The following is a 15,156-nucleotide window of genomic DNA, read 5'->3' on the forward strand; positions in this document are numbered from 1 at the left end:
CCAGTAGGCGCCGCGATACAGGTATTGCCAGATGTCTTCGATGTTGCGGGGATCGCGCCCGATCAGGCACGGGATCACGTGCTCGTCCAGATAGGCCTGGACCGCCAGTTCCCGTCCGTTGAGCGTGGCATCGCCCAGGCCATGGACGCCTTCATCCGTCATCACCTTGACGGTGACAAAGTTGCGTCCCGGACAGGTGACAATGGTCTGTACAGATTCGATCTTCAAGTCGCGTTCCCCCGCGAGGTCAGTCAGTGAAATAGCTCTCCGGCGCCTGCTTGCGCAACGCCTGGAGATGCTCGGTGATGTGGTTGATGTGCGCAGCGACGCTGGCCCCGAGGCCCGCGACATCGCGCGCCGCCATCTGCGCCAGCATCTGCTCGTGCTCCTGCAGCGCGCGGCTGGCGTGGTCGGCCACCCGGCCCAGCAGCAGCCAGCGCACCCGGTCGAAATGCCGCTTGATGGGCTCGAGCATGGCCCACACGTTGTGCCTGCCCGCAAACTCGAACAGCCTGCGGTGCATCAGTTCATCCAGCTCCGAGAACAAATCGGTCTGGTTGCTGGCGACGGCGGCGCGCTGGCGCTCGACGATGCTGCCGAATTCCGCCAGTTGCTCGCTCGTGATGGACAGCGCCAGTTGCACGTGATTGGCGCACTCCAGCGTGCAGCGCACGAAGCGCCCCTCTTCGATCAGCGAAGTGCGCACCGGCGCGACGATGGTGCCGACCTGCCGGTAGATCTGCACCAGCTGCTCGTCGGCCAGCATGGCCAGCGCTTCACGCACCGGCGTGCGGCTGACTTCGATCGCCTGGGAGATCGCCGCCTCCGACAGCGCCATGCGCGGGGGCAGCGTGCCGCGCACGATGGCTCGCTGCAGCATCGCATGGACCTGGGCGGTGTAGGAACGGTCCTTTTCCAGCTGGAATCCAGCCAGTGCACGGGCCAGGACCTCTTCGGCATTGAAGGCTTCCTGGGAATTTTCGCGAACAAGCGAGATACGGGAGGCGCGCATTTGGGGTCGGTTATTTGTGTGTTACTGCCATGGTAGCACGTCGACGTTTTCCCCATGGTTCGGCGTAAACCCGCATGGATTCGCCAGTTACTCGACGCTACAGTGCACAAAACCGCCGCACTACCATGGCAGTAAACATAGAGATGTGATCCTTTGTCGATATGCAGCCCATTTCCGCCACGGCAGCACGCCATCAGCGCCTCTCACAAGAAGCCCTTCTCAAGGTGCGTGCCGGGGTCGAGCGTCCTCGCTACGATCGCTCCGGCCTGGGCCGGGGCATCGTGCATCTGGGTCTGGGTGCATTCCACCGCGCCCACCAGGCGCTGTACACCGAAGCCGCCCTGGCGCAGGGCGATACCCGGTGGGGAATCATCGGCGTCAGCTTGCGCAGCCCCGCCACGGGCAACACGCTGCAAGCCCAGGACCATCTCTATTCGGTCACCGAGCGCCATGGCGATGCCAGCCACACACGGATCGTCGGTGCCGTGGTTGCATCGCTGTATGCGCCGCAGGCCCTGCAGCAGGTGATCGACGCCATCGCTGACCCGGCCGTCACCGTCGTCACCAGCACCGTGACCGAGAAAGGCTACAGCCAGCATCCGTCCACGACCGGGCTCGACCTCGGCGATGAAGACATCCGCCACGACCTGGCCAACCCGGAGCGCCCCCGCAGCACCCTCGGCATCCTTGCGGCGGGCATACGCCGCCGGCCGCGCGGCGCCCCGCTCAGCGTGGTGTGCTGCGACAACATGGCGGGCAACGGCGACACCTTGCGTCGGCTGCTTGCACAGTTCGCGGCGCTGTCCGATCCAGACCTGGCACGGCGCATCGAGGACGAGATCGCACTGCCCAATTCGATGGTCGACCGGATCGTGCCGGCCGCCAGCACAGCATCGCTCGACCTGGCCAGCCGGCTGCTCGGCGTGCGCGACGAAGCCGCCGTCGTGTGCGAGCCCTTCACGCAATGGGTCATCGAAGACCGTTTTGCGGGGCCACGGCCCGCATGGGAAGCCGGTGGCGCGCTGCTGACGACCGATGTCCGGCCTTACCAGGCGATGAAGCTGCGCCTGCTCAACGGCACCCATTCGGCAATGGCCTATGCCGGTCAGCTTGGAGGATTTGCCAGCATCGCAGACGTCATGGCGAATCCCGCTGCCGCCGCATTCGCGCGGGGCGTGATGCAAGACTTGCGCGCCACCGTTGCGGCGCCGCCAGGCTATGACGTCGACCGCTACTGTCGCGACCTGCTGCATCGCTTCGAGAATACCGCCCTCGCCCACCTGACCGCGCAGATCGCGACGGATGGCACGCAGAAGATCCCCGTGCGCTGGCTGCCCGCCTTGCGCGAAAGCTGCAGCGCGGGCGTCGAACGGCAATTCCTTGAGCGTGCGCTGGCGATGTGGCTGCATTACCTGCGAACCGGCCGCAGCGACCACGGCGAGGTACTTGCGATCAGCGACCCCGGCGCCGGCGCATTGGCCGAGCGCCTGCGCAGCGCAGGCTGCGACGCCGATGCCGTGCGCCAGGCGCTCGGCCATGCCGCCGTCTTTGGCACCACGCCGTGGCCTGCGCCCCTTGCCGCCCGCCTTGCCGCTTACCTGGCGGTACTGGCAAACCGCGGCGCGGCGGCATTGCTGTCCATGCCGCCGCGCCAATAAGGCGCCAGATCTTTCGATACAGGAGCACACATCACCATGACCTTCTCCCTGACACGCCGCCAGTTCGGCGCCTTGGCCGCCGGCAGTCTCGCGCTCGCATTGCCGGTACGTCACGGCTTTGCCCAGGGCGCCAGCATCCGGCTCAAATACGGCACGGCGTTTCCTGCGGACCACCCGGGCACACTGCGCATCAAGGAAGCGGCAGAGGCCATCCGCAAGGACACCAGCGGCAAGGTGGATCTCCAGGTGTATCCCGCCAGCCAGTTGGGCAGCGAGCCCGACATGATCTCGCAGACCCGCGCCGGAGCCATGGATTTCATGTCCACTGCCGGCACCAACCTGCAGACGCTGGTGCCGACCGCCGGCATCAACGGCGTCGCCTTTGCCTTCAAGGACTACGCCACGGTCTGGGCGGCCATGGATGGCGACGTCGGGGCGCACGTGCGGGCAGCGCTGGGCAAGGTCAACCTGCACGTGTTCGACAAGTGCCTGGACAACGGCTACCGCAATATCACCTCGGCCAGCCGGCCGGTTCAGACCCCTGCGGACCTGAAGGGCTTCAAGATCCGCGTGCCCGGCATCCCGCTCTGGATCTCGATGTTCAAGGCGCTTGGCGCCTCGCCGACCGCCATTCCGTTCGGCGAGCTCTACTCCGCGCTGCAGACGCGAGTGGTGGACGGCCAGGAAAACCCGCTCGCCCTGATCCGCAGCGCCAAGCTCTATGAAGTCCAGAAGTTCTGCTCGCTCACCGCGCATACCTGGGATGGCCACTTCATCTTCGGCAACGCCAGGAAATTCCAGGCGCTGCCGAAGGAAGTGCAGGCGACCATCGCCAACCATTTCAACAGCGCGGCGCTGCGCCAGCGTGAAGACATCGCCAGGCTGAATGTCGATGCGCAAGCGGAACTGGGCAAGCTGGGCATCACGCTGAACCGGCCCGATCCCACGCCTTTCCGCCAGTTGCTGCAAAGCGCCGGCTTCTACACCGAGTGGAAGAAGAAGTACGGCGACGAAGCCTGGGCCAGGCTCGAGAAATACGCGGGCCGCCTGGCCTGACGCCATACCACCACACTGAACGAGAAGCCGCGCCTCAGCGCGTGCCGCATGGAGACACGACGATGGAGCACACTGCCGAAACCTTCGCTGCCGCACCGCAGGAACCAGGCGCCGCCCTTGCCTTCTGGGGCCGCGCCATGCGCTGGGTCGTGGAGATTCCGGCCGCGCTGATCGTGCTTGCCGAGATCGCCATCCTGGGCGGTGGTGCGTTCGCGCGCTATGTCCTGCATGCGCCCATCCCCTGGACCGATGAACTGGCCAGCATGCTGTTCCTCTGGCTGGCAATGCTGGGCGCCATCATTGCGCTGCAGCGCAGCGCGCACATGCAGCTGACCACCTTCATCAAGGACCTGGCACCGGCCAGGCGCGCGTGGCTCGATGCCTTCGGCATGTGGCTGGTAGTGGCGTTCCTGCTGATGCTGGTCTGGCCGGCCTACGAGCACCTGAGTGAACACATCGAGGTCTCGTCGCCAACGCTGGAGATCAGTGAAGGCTATCGCTCCGCGGCGGTGCTCGCCGGCGCGCTGCTGATGCTGGCGACGGCCGTCATCCGGCTGGTCGCGCAGGCCGACTGGAAGCGGGTTCTCGTCAGCGGCGTGGCGGTGGGCGTGATCGGGGCAATATTGTGGGCCTTGTCCCCGGTGCTGGCAGAACTCGGCAACATCAACCTGGTGATCTTCTTCCTGCTGATGCTGGTGGCATGCGTCGCCATTGGCGTGCCGATCGCCTTTGCCTTCGGCCTGGCCACCATGTGCTACCTGGCCTTCACCACCACGACCCCGCTGTCGATCGTCCCGAACCGCATGCAGGAAGGCATGTCGCACCTGATCCTGCTCGCCGTGCCGCTCTTTGTCTTCCTGGGCGCGTTGATCGAGATGACCGGACTGGCGCGCGCAATGATCAGCTTCCTCGCCAACCTGATCGGGCATGTACGCGGCGGCCTGCAGTACGTGCTGCTCGGCGCCATGTATATCGTGTCCGGCATCTCCGGCGCAAAGGCAGCCGACATGGCCGCGGTCGCGCCCGCGCTGTTCCCGGAAATGAAGCAGCGCGGCGCCAGGGACGGCGACCTGATCGGATTGTTGTCGGCGTCCGGCGCGATGTCCGAAACGATCCCGCCCAGCATCGTGCTGATCACGGTGGGATCGGTCACCGGCGTGTCGATCACCTCGCTCTTCATCGGCGGCCTGATGCCGGCGGCGGTGGGCCTGGTCATGATGGCCTGCGTGGTCTGGTTCCAGGCGCGCAAGGAAGACATGAGCACGGTGGTACGCCCTACGCGCGCCGTGATCGTGAAATCGCTGCTGGTGGCCCTGCCGGCCCTGGCCTTGCCCGTGATCATCCGCACCGCGGTAGTGGAAGGCGTGGCCACCGCGACCGAAGTGTCCACCATCGGCATCTTCTACGCAGTGCTCGCCGGCATCTTCGTCTACCGGCGCTTCCACTGGCGCAGCATCTACCCGATGCTGGTCGATACCGCTGCGCTGTCCGGCGCGATCCTGCTGATCGTCGGCTGCGCCACCACCATGGCGTGGGCACTGACGCAATCGGGCTTTGCCGACGACCTGGTGAAGATCATGTCCGCCGTGCCGGGCGGCAAGACCGGATTCCTGCTGGTGTCGGCGCTGGCATTCGTCCTGCTCGGCAGCCTGCTTGAAGGCATCCCGGCCATCGTGCTGTTCGGCCCGCTGCTGTTCCCGATCGCAAAGATCGTCGGCGTGCATGAAGTCCACTACGCCATGGTGGTGATCTTCGCCATGGGCCTGGGCCTGTTTGCGCCACCGTTCGGCGTCGGCTTCTACGCGGCCTGCGCCATCGGGCGGGTTTCGCCTGACGTGGCCATGCCGCGGGTCTGGCCGCACATGGCGGCGCTGCTGGTGGCCTTGCTGCTGCTGACGCTGGTGCCTTGGTTCTCGATCGGGTTCCTGTGAATGCAGTCTTTCGTGCACCCCTCGATGTCTGCCTGAAAAATCGTGTCGTCCCTTCCGGTTAGCCGATACCGGACCGCTGTCAGGTTTGGGCGCCGTCCGCGCCTCCAGCGCATGCCTGCATATAGCAGAACACCATCGCCGCGCGCGAACGGACGCCGAGTTTGCAGTAGATCGTCTTGAGATACGAGCGGACGGTAAATTCGCTGATATGAAGCCGGCCCGCGATCTGCTTAGTCAAATAGCCCATGCAGACGAGTTGCACGATCTGCAGTTCGCGCACGGTCAACACGCTTCGCACATCGGGGACGGCGGGACGCGGCTCGCCGGCCGGCAGCGGCGCGGCCGCCGGCACGGCCACCGGATCAGCGATCAGGGCGTAATAGTTCCCCTCGAACTCGAACTGGGTAATCTCGCCTTCCCCGTACGCCCCCCCGCGTGGCGCACGCAGGCCGCCTACCTGCAGCAACCGACATCGCCGGCCGCCCAGTTCGACCTCGCAGACCTCTCTCCCCCAACTGCCCGACCGGATTGCCGCCGCCCCGTACCCGGCCGTGGGCAAATCCCCTAATGCGCTGTACGGTGCCAGCAGCGCGCCCCGGCGGAATCTGTGAAGCATGGTTTTTCCTTCTTGTCGTTCCGCCTGGCAACACGACGACGAGCGAACGGCACGCCGGATGCCCGCATGACGGCACAGCTCAACTGCCGGCTTCGAGTCCGCATTCGTATCCATGCGCGCTGACAAGCTGCGTTCCCTGAGTCATGCTGCAGTGCCCCCGCTGCACTTGTCCCTGACACAGGCCGCTCGAAACTTCTTTGTTTTGGCATATGGCCGGTGACTTTGCAAGGAAAAAGCGAGAGCGCAAGCAGGCTACCCCATTCCGGCTACGGCAAGTCGGCACGCCCCGCCTTGCGGGCCCGTTGTGCCGTACCCCGATGCGCCGGTCCTGTCGCGCCCGGCCGGTCGCGCGAATCCCGCCGTGCCAGAGGCATCGGGCGATGCGGCGGGCACCTCGCCGCATCTAGAGTGGCCATGACAGCGGCATGACACACGGCCGCGTGGAGGCATGCGATGAGCGACCAATTCGACAATGACCTGATGGAAGACCTCGGCGTGGACGAATACGCCAGTAGCACGGACTACGGCGACACGGCCGACGACGCCGCCGATCATGCCGGGCTGCAATCGGGCTTCGCGCGGACCGCGTCCCCGTTTGACCAGGACGGGGGCGACGATGCTTTCACGGACGAGACAGATTCGGCCGATATGGCGGCCGCGCAAGACACCGACATCGGCGACCACATCGACCAGATGGCCGTATGGAACGCCTTCGAGGAAGAAGTAGCCGACGGCCTCGACGCCGCCGACGACGACGAATTTCTCGGCCGCCTGCTGGGCGGCCTCGGCCGCGCGGCCGGGGTGATAAGCCGCCAGGCCGGACGCATGCAGGGCGTCGCACGAAGGGCGGGCCGCGTGGCGGGACAGGTGGGCCGGGTGGCGCAGGCTGCTTCCCCCACCGCCAACGCGGCGGCCGCCCTTGCGCGCATGCTGGGCACGCCGAACCTTGCGCGCGGCCTGCAAACCGCTGGCCGCCTTGCCGGGGACGTCAGCCACGCGGCGCGCCAGGCGCGCCGGCAGGCGGGCACCTTCGGCACCCTTGGCGGCGGCACGCAGGACATGCTCGCGCAGATCAGCCAACTGCTCGCCTCGCAGGCCAGCGCGAGCCAAGGCATGGACGCGATGATCGATCTCTATGCCAACGACGGCATCGACGAGGCCCTGCCCGCAGCGGTGGCGCTCGCCACGCGCGCCGCCGCGCGCGGACTCGGCCTGTCAAATGTGGCGCAACTATCGGCCGCGGGCCGGCGGCAACTCGTGCGCGGCGTCGCCAGCGCGGCACGCGAACTGGTGCGCGCAGGCGGACCCGGGGCCACACGCGCCCTGGCACCGCTGGCGCGCGCCGCCACCCGCGTCGCACGCCAACGCCAGCAACCGCCGAACCAGGCCGCACGGGCGCTGCGCCGTGGGCTGCCCCAGGCCGCGCGCCGCGTCGTCGCCAATCCCCGCATGCTCGATCGCCTGGCGCAACCCGCTCCCCCTGCGCCGATGGCCCGCCCCACAGGCATCGGCCGCGGCGTGCGCACCATCCGGCAGAGAAGAGCCCGGACCTTCCACTTCGGCGGACCTGTGACGCTGACGGTCGCACCCCGCTGAGCCAATCAACTTGATCCGCACACCAAGGAGCACACCATGGACCGATTCGAGGCCGATGTAATGGACGAGCTGATGGATGAAGCCGCCGAGGGCCCCACTCGAGGCAGCGCGATGGACCTGATGCACGACGACGGGTACGACGAATCCGACGAGGGCAACGACAGCTACGACGAATGGGATGAAGGCGAGGACAACTTCGTCGGCCGCGTGCTCGCAGGCGGCGCGACCCAGTATGACGAAGGCGAGGACGAGGGCGATACCTACGAGGACGTGGACGGCATCGACTCCGTCGACGAATACGAGGCCGCCTACGACGAACTGGACGGCATGGAGGACGCCGTGGCCGATGCCATGGAAGCCGGTGACGCCGACGAGTTCTTCCGCCGCCTGCGGCGCATGGCGAGCGGCGCGGTCAATGTCGCGCGCCGCGTGGGGCAAGGCATTGGGCAGGCCGCGCGTGTGGTGGGACCGATCGCCAGCATGATTCCTCTTCCACAAGCGCAGCTGATCGGGCGCATCGCCAATGTGGCCGGGCGCATGCTCGCCGACGGCGCCGACGAGTATGAGACCTTCGACGAACTGGTGGATGGACTCGACGAGGATGCGATCGACGCCGCCGCGCCGGTGCTGGCCGGCATGGTGCTCCGCCGCGCCCTCCCCTCGGTCGCGCGCGCCGCGCCCGCCGTGCGTCGCGCCGCGGTGCGCGGCGTGGCCCAGGCGGTGCGAACGGCCACCCGCACCAGCGGCGCCCCCGCGGCACGCGCGGTTGCACGCGCGGTGCGCGCCACGCAACGCACAGTGCAGGCGCGCCAGTTGCCGCCGCGCGCCGCTGTGCGTACCGCCACCCGCACCGCGCAAGCCGTGGCACGGCGACCCCAGGCGGCGCGCCAGCTGTCGCAGCCGCTGGTGCCTGCGGCGCGCCGGGCCACGCCGCGCGGCCGCGGCGCGCAGGCCGCCGCGCGCACGATAGCGCCGTTAGCGCGCCGTGTCGCGGCAACCGGCCCGCGCGCCCAGTCCCGCAACTATGGCGGCCATGGCGTCGGCTGCCCACACTGCGGCGGCCGTCGCATGCATGTGCGCGGGCCGGTGACCATCATCGTCCGTGGCGCATGAATCGTCGCCAGTGACACCGATCGGAACGGGGGCCGGCCATGAACCTGCAGCGATTCCTGAGCGCAAAGATTCGCGGCCTGTCCGCGCGCCTGTCGCGGCTGGCCCGGGTCGACAACGCCTTTGTCGGACTGCGCCCGCAAGACATGCCCCATGCGCCTTCGCAGCAACATTTCGACACGGCCAACGCGCGGCTGGCCCAGGCCGAGCAACGCATCCGCGCGCGCTTCGATCAGATGCTGCCGGACTGGCAGCAGAGGCCTGCGCAACGGGTGTTGATCGAGGTGGCGCTGGTCGAGCGCGAACTTGACCGCGCGCGGCGGCTGTTCGGCATGTTCTACGAAGTGTTCGCGCAGCGGGGCACGAGCTTCGGCCCGTCGCTCGCCGCGCACGACGTCATCGCCGAAGACTGCTACCGCGCCGTTCGACGCGCCGCGCCGCGCGTCTTCGATGGCCCGCTGCTCAAGCCGGTCTGCTACATGGAGCACGGCTATTCTCCCGCGACGATGCGCCGTGGCGTGGCGCTGTCGCGGCTGCTCGGCGAGACCAATCCCTTTCCGCTGATCCGCATACCCTGGGACCGAGACCAGCCATGGCAATCGGTCTTCCTGCATGAAGTCGCACACAACCTGCAGGCCGACCTCGGCATCTGGAGGGAGAACCGCCAGGCCGTACTCAGGCGCACCATGGGCAAGACGCGCGATCCCTTTCTCGCCACCGTCTACGGCCGCTGGCACAAGGAGATCTTCGCGGACCTCGCGGCCATCCTGCTCGGTGGCCCGGCGGCGGCCTGGGGCATGGCGGATTTCCTCGCGCACCCCCAGCCGCGCACCATGACCTACCGGCCCGGCGGCGCGCATCCCACCGCCTACCTGCGTGTCTACCTGCTGGCCGAAATGCTACGCCGGCTCGGCTTCACGCGCGACGCCGCACGGCTGTTACGGGTTTGGCAAAACCTGTACCAGCCCTCCGCCGGGCACCGCATACCCGCCGCGCTGATGCAGAGCGTGCCGCGCATCGTCCCGGACGTCGTCGACGAGATTGCGTTCCAGACGCGCCGCAACCTCGCCCAGCGCGCCCTGGCCGACATCATTCCCTTCTCGCGTGACGACGAGGCGGCCATTCGCGAAGGCGCGCGGCTGCTTGCGTCCGAACGTGAAACCGGACTGCCTCCCCGCCACCTCGTGAGCGCCGCGCACTACGCGATAGTGGACGGGCGCATCCCGCCGAGGCGCCTCGCGCACTGCGTGATCGGCCAGCTGAGCGCGCGCATGGCCTCGCGACGCCCGCGCGCAGCGCCGTACGAGCCGCAACCTGCGCTATTGCACCTGGTGTCGTAGGCGCGCACGACAACACGCATCACGCCGTTCAACGCAACAGAGGATCACCATGGCCTATCCCGCGATTCCCCAACCGGTTCCGTCCGGCTCCGACGGCAAACCCACGAGCATCGGAAACAGCCAGCGACTCGCCTTCGATACCCTGCTGCGGCGCGAACTGAAGATCGGAGATCCCAACGACGCCCAGCAGATCGCGAGAGCATTGCTGGACCGTTACCAGTCCGACGCGCGCGCGCAGGGTATCGGCGGCGAGGCTCAGGGACTACCGTTCCTGAATACCGCGGCTCCACGGCCCTCGGCCATCGCTGCGCCGGAGGCGACCGCGACCAATCTGGATCTGGATCAGGCCCGGGCGGATGTGGAGCAGGATCTGCAGCAACTGATCGCGAGCAACCTGACCAAGGACATCCGGCCAGAGCTGGAGGGGTGGCATCAGACCCTGTCCCTCACCATCGACGATGGCGTCGCGGCGGCACGCCAGTCCCTCGACCCCTACAGCCGGGACCGGGCTTTCGCCGCACGGCGGCGCCTGGGCGAATATGCCAGGCTGGCGCGGATGGTGGGCGCGCTGTCCACCGAGCTGAACGAAAGCTATCGCAATCTCGGGCAGAGCCTCGACGAAGTGGCTGCGGTGCTTCTGGTGTTGATGGGCGAGGCGCTCGCCAATACAGGCTTCCAGGGCGGGCGCACATTACTGCGCGTGCCCTACTCTGAACTGCAGGCGCGGCGCGACCAGGTGCTGGTGTGCCTGCGCAATATGTCGGGCGTGGCCCAGGAATCGCTGGACCAGAACACGATGCCGCGAGGCCTGGCCGCCTATCGCGGCCTGCACGCCAGTCTCGAAGCGCATGGCCAGTCGGACCTGCGGGCACTGCTCCACGAAGCCGACCTTTCCCGTGCGATGGACGAAATGATCCAGCTGTGTGCGGGAGGCTCGAGCGACGGGCTGCGCCGGGTCGGCGCGACCGCATGGAACATGCTCGGGCGGTTCTCGCGCTTCGTGCAGGTGACGCTGCACCTGCCGGTCCGCGACGCGCCACCGCTGCTGGCGTTCCAGGACGCCCTGCAGTTGTTCGTGGACGGCTTCCAGGCTTCCGGCGGCCTGCGCCTCCTGCGCATTGCGCGTCCCAGCGTACTGATGTATGGCCTTTACGGAGGGAGCGGCACCACCTTTGCCGAGCACCGCCTGATGAATCTGGTCAGTCTGCGCGGCAGATTTGCTTCGACCATCGACTGTGTCACCCGTTGCGACTGCGACCCCGATACGCTCAAGCTGCAGGTCCTGCTTGACCGCGTCCTGCACGATCTCGACCGCGCAATCGATCTCTACGCCAACGGCACCGAAGAGTTTGGCATGCCGGAACAGCGTGCCGCCGCCCACGCCATCTTTGCGCTGGCGCTGCGTTACCCCAATGTCTGGCTCGATGCCGCTGCACCGATGAAGGACATCACCAATCCCGACAACCCGACGGGCGCAATGCTGTCGGAAATGGCCGCACTGCTGATCCCGGCAGGGGTCAGCTTCGCCGCCCTGCAGGATCCGGTCATCCCCGCGCCCCAATGGGGTGTATGGGACAAGCACACCATTGATCACTTCGATCTGACAGGGCCGGCAGGACCAACACCGCTCGCCTGGCTGATGCATGGCGAGCTTGTGCTCCAGCTGCAGGCCGAGCGCGCACTGCGGCCCATCGTCGAACAGATGACATCCGGCTGCATTCCGGCCTCGGATGTGCTTGCAGATGCGACGCTCGCCCCCGTCTATCACAGTCCGCCACATATGGGGACCTTTGGCAATATCGGAATGCTGCCGGGATACCAGCGCGGCGCGTTGATGATGATCGAGCAGCGCGTGCCCGAGTGGCACCGGCGCAACCGCGACTATCGCGAGCACGCCCCGCAGATTCCGCCGCATCCGGACGGCTCGATCGATCGTATCGCGCACGAGTTGGGGGAACGGAATCGCCGGCGACTCCTTACGCCGGGCACGTCCGCCGTGCCGCCCGCCGCTGCCCCCGCCCCTCTCACTCCCGGTGCGGCTGATGCCTTCGACGGCGCCGAAGGTACTGGCGCCGACGGTACCGGAGCGGGCCCTGCGGGTCCCGACGGCGGCCCTGCCAAGGCCTGACCCCCGACGACGGAGCGCATCATGAACTTCCAGACCACCGAAACCATTCAGCGCCTGTGGGAGACCTTTCTGCAGGAGCAGCTGGCCAGCCTGCCGCCCGACCAGCGCGACGCCTTCGCGTCGCAGTTCGAGCAGCGTTACTCTGAACTGTTGTCCAAACCCAATGGCAGCGGGGAGGAAGGCTTCTTCGATCTGCTCGGCCTCGGTCCGCAGGGGGCAGTCGGCTTCGAGAAGATCGGCTATCCCTATGTACAGCCTGACTTCGACGATTCAATCATCCCGAGCCAGTTGCATGCGGCTGCCGAGCTGTACTTTATCTATCAGCACGAGCGCATGAAGATCTTTGAGGTGGTGGAGACCCTGCTGCGCTTGTTCCGCCTGGGGAAGATGCGCATCCAGCGCGGCCCCGGCGCGCGCGGACTCTATCTGCTCGAAAAATGGCGGCCACTGCGCTACACCCGGCAGGACCGCATGGTGGCCTATCGGCGCGCCTTCAACTATGGCACCGCGCAGGCCCCGGCCGGCGCAGTGGTCAACCGCAATTTCCATCGCCAGATGGTCGGCTTCATGGTGGCGATGGGCCAGTACTTCCGCGATCTGCTGATCGGCGAAGTCATCCGGGGCGGACAGCTGATCGACCAGCGTCCCTTCGGCAGCGTCGGCACCATCCAGCGCATCGGACTCGACCTGCGCTATGCGCTGGACCGGTCCACCTACGGCAATATCTTCGCGCTCGCGATGGAAACCGGGCATTACCTGATCCAGGTGCTCAAGCTGCTGGATTCGCCCGACATCAAGAAGGCCTTTGACGCCAACACCAAGTGGGATGTGGTCGAGATCGTCTCGAATCGCTATCTCGGCGGGGTGGCCGAGCCCTCGCAACGGGCCAAGATGGCCGAAAGCGGCCGGCGGATCCTGCAGTTTGTTGCGGACAATGATTTCAAGACCGCAACCGATCCGATCCTGTTCCAGAGCGTGGTGCGGCCCATGGGCGCGCACGCGGAAGCGTGGGTCGCCGCGTACCGGATGACGCCCGAGGGCCGAGGATTCCCCGGCGTGACACACGCGCTGAACAGCGTGCTCGGCGTGCCGCAGGCTGCGGCCTGACCGTGGCGCGCCGTACATTTGCGCATCCCTGACCGCGGCTGACACGGAGACGCCCCGCCATGCATGCTGAGGACATGATCGTATCGGTACGGCAACGCAAGCTCGCCTGCATCCTCGATCCCGCGCTGGTGCTCGGGTCGCCCTGGGGGCCGAGCCTGGCGTTGCGGCTCACGCGGGTGCTGGAGCCCTGGCTCACGCGCGCGTTCTGGCAGGTCATCGATGCGAGCGAGATGGTACTGCCGAGCCTCTCGGCCAACGGCGCCGCACTGGACAGCGGCGGCGCCGTGCCGCCGCCGCTCGAACCCGCTCTGATTGCGTGGATCGCGATGCGCGACTGCACCGATGCCGCGTCGTGGCCGTTTCGCTGGGTCGGAGACAACGTGGCCGGTTCCCAGCTTGGCGACGCTGCCGACCATGCCGTGGTCGAGCGCTACGAGGTCCTGCTCGACGCCCTGCTGCGCCGCTGCGAGGGAGCAAGGCCGGCGCTCGGCCCAATGCCCTCCCCCTGGTGGGATCCGCTCGCCATCGCCCTCGACACGCTCGCACTCTCCGCCACGCTCGATGCCGCCATCGTGCTGACCACGCTTGATGGTGACGGCGCTCCGTGGCCGGTGGATGCCCTGTGGCGAAGCGGCGTCGACGTGCGGCATCTGGACCCGCTGCCTTCCGAATCCCTGTTCGGCGCCGAGCGCTCGCTGCTGCGCGACGCACTGGCAGCGGCAGGCGTGGCCGGGCTCGCCGAACGCCTGCCCAGGCTGGCCGCGCTGCATGTGATGGCGTCGTCGCCGCACCATGCTTGCGTCGATGGCCCGCTGGTCGGGACCGGCCATCATGCCGACCCCTGGCAGCAAGCCACCGCCTGGTGGTATCCCCTTTGCCCCACGCCGGCGATCGGCACACCGGCCCCGCAAGGAGCCGAAGCATGAGCGCAGCAATCGACCAGTTCGTCGACGCCATGCTTGACGATGCCGTTCGGCACTGGACGCGCGAGCGCGGGCGCGCCGGGGATGCCGACCCTGCCGTCGGCCGCAACGAATGCCTGCCGGCCTCGCGCGCCCGGCATCTGGCATGCCGTGATCTGGCCGCCGCTGAGGCCCGGCCGCGCGGGCAGCGTCCGGCGCTCATCGTCATCAATAACCTGCGTGGCCGTTGCGCCGAGCAGATCCTGGTCGAACGCCTGTGCCTGCGCGGCTTCGATGTGCGCAACCAGCTCCGCATCGGCCCGCGCAGGGGCGGCTCGGTGCTCGATCTCACGCCGATGCCGGCTGCCCCCAAGCGCCTGCCGGCCGGCCTCGAAAGCAAGCTGCTACACGCAACCGATTACCGCGACGCCAACGGACGGCTACGCCTGGGCCATCTTGCGCGACAGGTGGTGCGCGACGTGGACCAGGTGCGGCGCCATATGCGCCAGTCTCGGACCAGCGCCGTGCCCGGGCTGCCGCAGCGCGTGCGCCTGTTCTATCAGGTCAGCGGACGCGTGACCGATGCGGAGCTGCACCATATCGCGCACACCGTCTACGACACCGTCGCGGCCGAGAACCGGCGCGCGCCGAGACAGCCGCAGGTCGCCGCCACCGTGGTGCGCAGGATGCGATAGGAGAT

Annotated in this window: 12 protein-coding genes and 1 pseudogene; 10 read left to right on the forward strand and 3 right to left on the reverse strand. The window is 67.5% G+C overall.

Features of this window, described 5'->3' with window-relative positions; all coding sequences use genetic code 11:
- Positions 1 to 228, reverse strand: a pseudogene (locus AC3WON_RS02865) (bifunctional D-altronate/D-mannonate dehydratase); the annotation flags it as partial.
- A 19-nt stretch (positions 229 to 247) separates the two neighbouring features.
- The gene (locus tag AC3WON_RS02870; RefSeq protein WP_492351102.1) at positions 248 to 1,012 is read right to left on the reverse strand and encodes a GntR family transcriptional regulator; all 765 of its coding nucleotides are present in this window, start codon (positions 1,010 to 1,012) and stop codon (positions 248 to 250) included.
- A gap of 161 nt (positions 1,013 to 1,173) precedes the next feature.
- On the opposite strand from AC3WON_RS02870, the gene AC3WON_RS02875 reads away from it, so the two are divergent.
- The 3 genes from AC3WON_RS02875 (at position 1,174) to AC3WON_RS02885 (ending at position 5,657) form a co-directional block, all read left to right on the forward strand.
- Positions 1,174 to 2,670 carry a mannitol dehydrogenase family protein gene (locus tag AC3WON_RS02875; RefSeq protein ID WP_492351103.1) on the forward strand — a complete coding sequence of 499 codons (1,497 nt, stop codon included), beginning with the start codon at positions 1,174 to 1,176 and terminating at the stop codon, positions 2,668 to 2,670.
- Between the two features lie 36 nt (positions 2,671 to 2,706).
- Positions 2,707 to 3,726: a TRAP transporter substrate-binding protein gene (locus tag AC3WON_RS02880; protein WP_492351104.1), complete on the forward strand. Its 1,020-nt coding sequence runs from the start codon at positions 2,707 to 2,709 to the stop codon at positions 3,724 to 3,726.
- Between the two features lie 62 nt (positions 3,727 to 3,788).
- Complete coding sequence (locus tag AC3WON_RS02885; protein WP_492317782.1) at positions 3,789 to 5,657, forward strand: TRAP transporter large permease; 1,869 nt, start codon at positions 3,789 to 3,791, stop codon at positions 5,655 to 5,657.
- Positions 5,658 to 5,736: 79 nt separating this feature from the next.
- Here AC3WON_RS02885 and AC3WON_RS02890 read toward each other — a convergent pair whose 3' ends face one another.
- On the reverse strand, positions 5,737 to 6,273 hold the full coding sequence (locus AC3WON_RS02890) for a response regulator transcription factor (protein WP_492317783.1): 537 nt from the start codon (positions 6,271 to 6,273) through the stop codon (positions 5,737 to 5,739).
- A 453-nt stretch (positions 6,274 to 6,726) separates the two neighbouring features.
- Here AC3WON_RS02890 and AC3WON_RS02895 point away from each other — a divergent pair, with 453 nt between their 5' ends.
- From AC3WON_RS02895 to AC3WON_RS02925, 7 genes are read left to right on the forward strand one after another with little or no spacing between them, the layout of a single operon-like run.
- Entirely contained in the window at positions 6,727 to 7,869 is a 1,143-nt protein-coding gene (locus AC3WON_RS02895) for a hypothetical protein (RefSeq protein WP_492351105.1), read from the forward strand.
- Positions 7,870 to 7,905: 36 nt separating this feature from the next.
- Positions 7,906 to 8,982, forward strand: a complete 1,077-nt coding sequence (locus tag AC3WON_RS02900; RefSeq protein WP_136227771.1) for a serine/threonine-protein kinase — start codon at positions 7,906 to 7,908, stop codon at positions 8,980 to 8,982.
- 38 nt (positions 8,983 to 9,020) lie between these two features.
- On the forward strand, positions 9,021 to 10,319 hold the full coding sequence (locus AC3WON_RS02905; RefSeq protein ID WP_492317785.1) for a hypothetical protein: 1,299 nt from the start codon (positions 9,021 to 9,023) through the stop codon (positions 10,317 to 10,319).
- A gap of 49 nt (positions 10,320 to 10,368) precedes the next feature.
- Entirely contained in the window at positions 10,369 to 12,447 is a 2,079-nt protein-coding gene (locus AC3WON_RS02910; RefSeq protein WP_492351106.1) for a hypothetical protein, read from the forward strand.
- Between the two features lie 21 nt (positions 12,448 to 12,468).
- Complete coding sequence (locus AC3WON_RS02915) at positions 12,469 to 13,554, forward strand: hypothetical protein (protein WP_010811754.1); 1,086 nt, start codon at positions 12,469 to 12,471, stop codon at positions 13,552 to 13,554.
- Between the two features lie 59 nt (positions 13,555 to 13,613).
- Entirely contained in the window at positions 13,614 to 14,480 is an 867-nt protein-coding gene (locus AC3WON_RS02920) for a hypothetical protein (protein WP_492317787.1), read from the forward strand.
- A complete protein-coding gene (locus tag AC3WON_RS02925) occupies positions 14,477 to 15,151 on the forward strand; it encodes a hypothetical protein (RefSeq protein WP_492317788.1) in 675 nt (224 codons plus the stop codon). Before AC3WON_RS02920 ends, AC3WON_RS02925 begins: the two co-directional genes overlap by 4 nt.
- The last annotated feature ends 5 nt before the right edge of the window (positions 15,152 to 15,156 follow it).

The organism is Cupriavidus sp. FW305-46 (assembly GCF_058787075.1).

Bases quoted from the DNA above. Each gene is read 5' to 3' on its own strand.
- AC3WON_RS02870 (WP_492351102.1), bottom strand. From the start codon at position 1,012: ATGCGCGCCTCCCGTATCTCGCTTGTTCGCGAAAATTCCCAGGAAGCC.
- AC3WON_RS02875 (WP_492351103.1), top strand. From the start codon at position 1,174: ATGCAGCCCATTTCCGCCACGGCAGCACGCCATCAGCGCCTCTCACAA.
- AC3WON_RS02880 (WP_492351104.1), top strand. From the start codon at position 2,707: ATGACCTTCTCCCTGACACGCCGCCAGTTCGGCGCCTTGGCCGCCGGC.
- AC3WON_RS02885 (WP_492317782.1), top strand. From the start codon at position 3,789: ATGGAGCACACTGCCGAAACCTTCGCTGCCGCACCGCAGGAACCAGGC.
- AC3WON_RS02890 (WP_492317783.1), bottom strand. From the start codon at position 6,273: ATGCTTCACAGATTCCGCCGGGGCGCGCTGCTGGCACCGTACAGCGCA.
- AC3WON_RS02895 (WP_492351105.1), top strand. From the start codon at position 6,727: ATGAGCGACCAATTCGACAATGACCTGATGGAAGACCTCGGCGTGGAC.
- AC3WON_RS02900 (WP_136227771.1), top strand. From the start codon at position 7,906: ATGGACCGATTCGAGGCCGATGTAATGGACGAGCTGATGGATGAAGCC.
- AC3WON_RS02905 (WP_492317785.1), top strand. From the start codon at position 9,021: ATGAACCTGCAGCGATTCCTGAGCGCAAAGATTCGCGGCCTGTCCGCG.
- AC3WON_RS02910 (WP_492351106.1), top strand. From the start codon at position 10,369: ATGGCCTATCCCGCGATTCCCCAACCGGTTCCGTCCGGCTCCGACGGC.
- AC3WON_RS02915 (WP_010811754.1), top strand. From the start codon at position 12,469: ATGAACTTCCAGACCACCGAAACCATTCAGCGCCTGTGGGAGACCTTT.
- AC3WON_RS02920 (WP_492317787.1), top strand. From the start codon at position 13,614: ATGCATGCTGAGGACATGATCGTATCGGTACGGCAACGCAAGCTCGCC.
- AC3WON_RS02925 (WP_492317788.1), top strand. From the start codon at position 14,477: ATGAGCGCAGCAATCGACCAGTTCGTCGACGCCATGCTTGACGATGCC.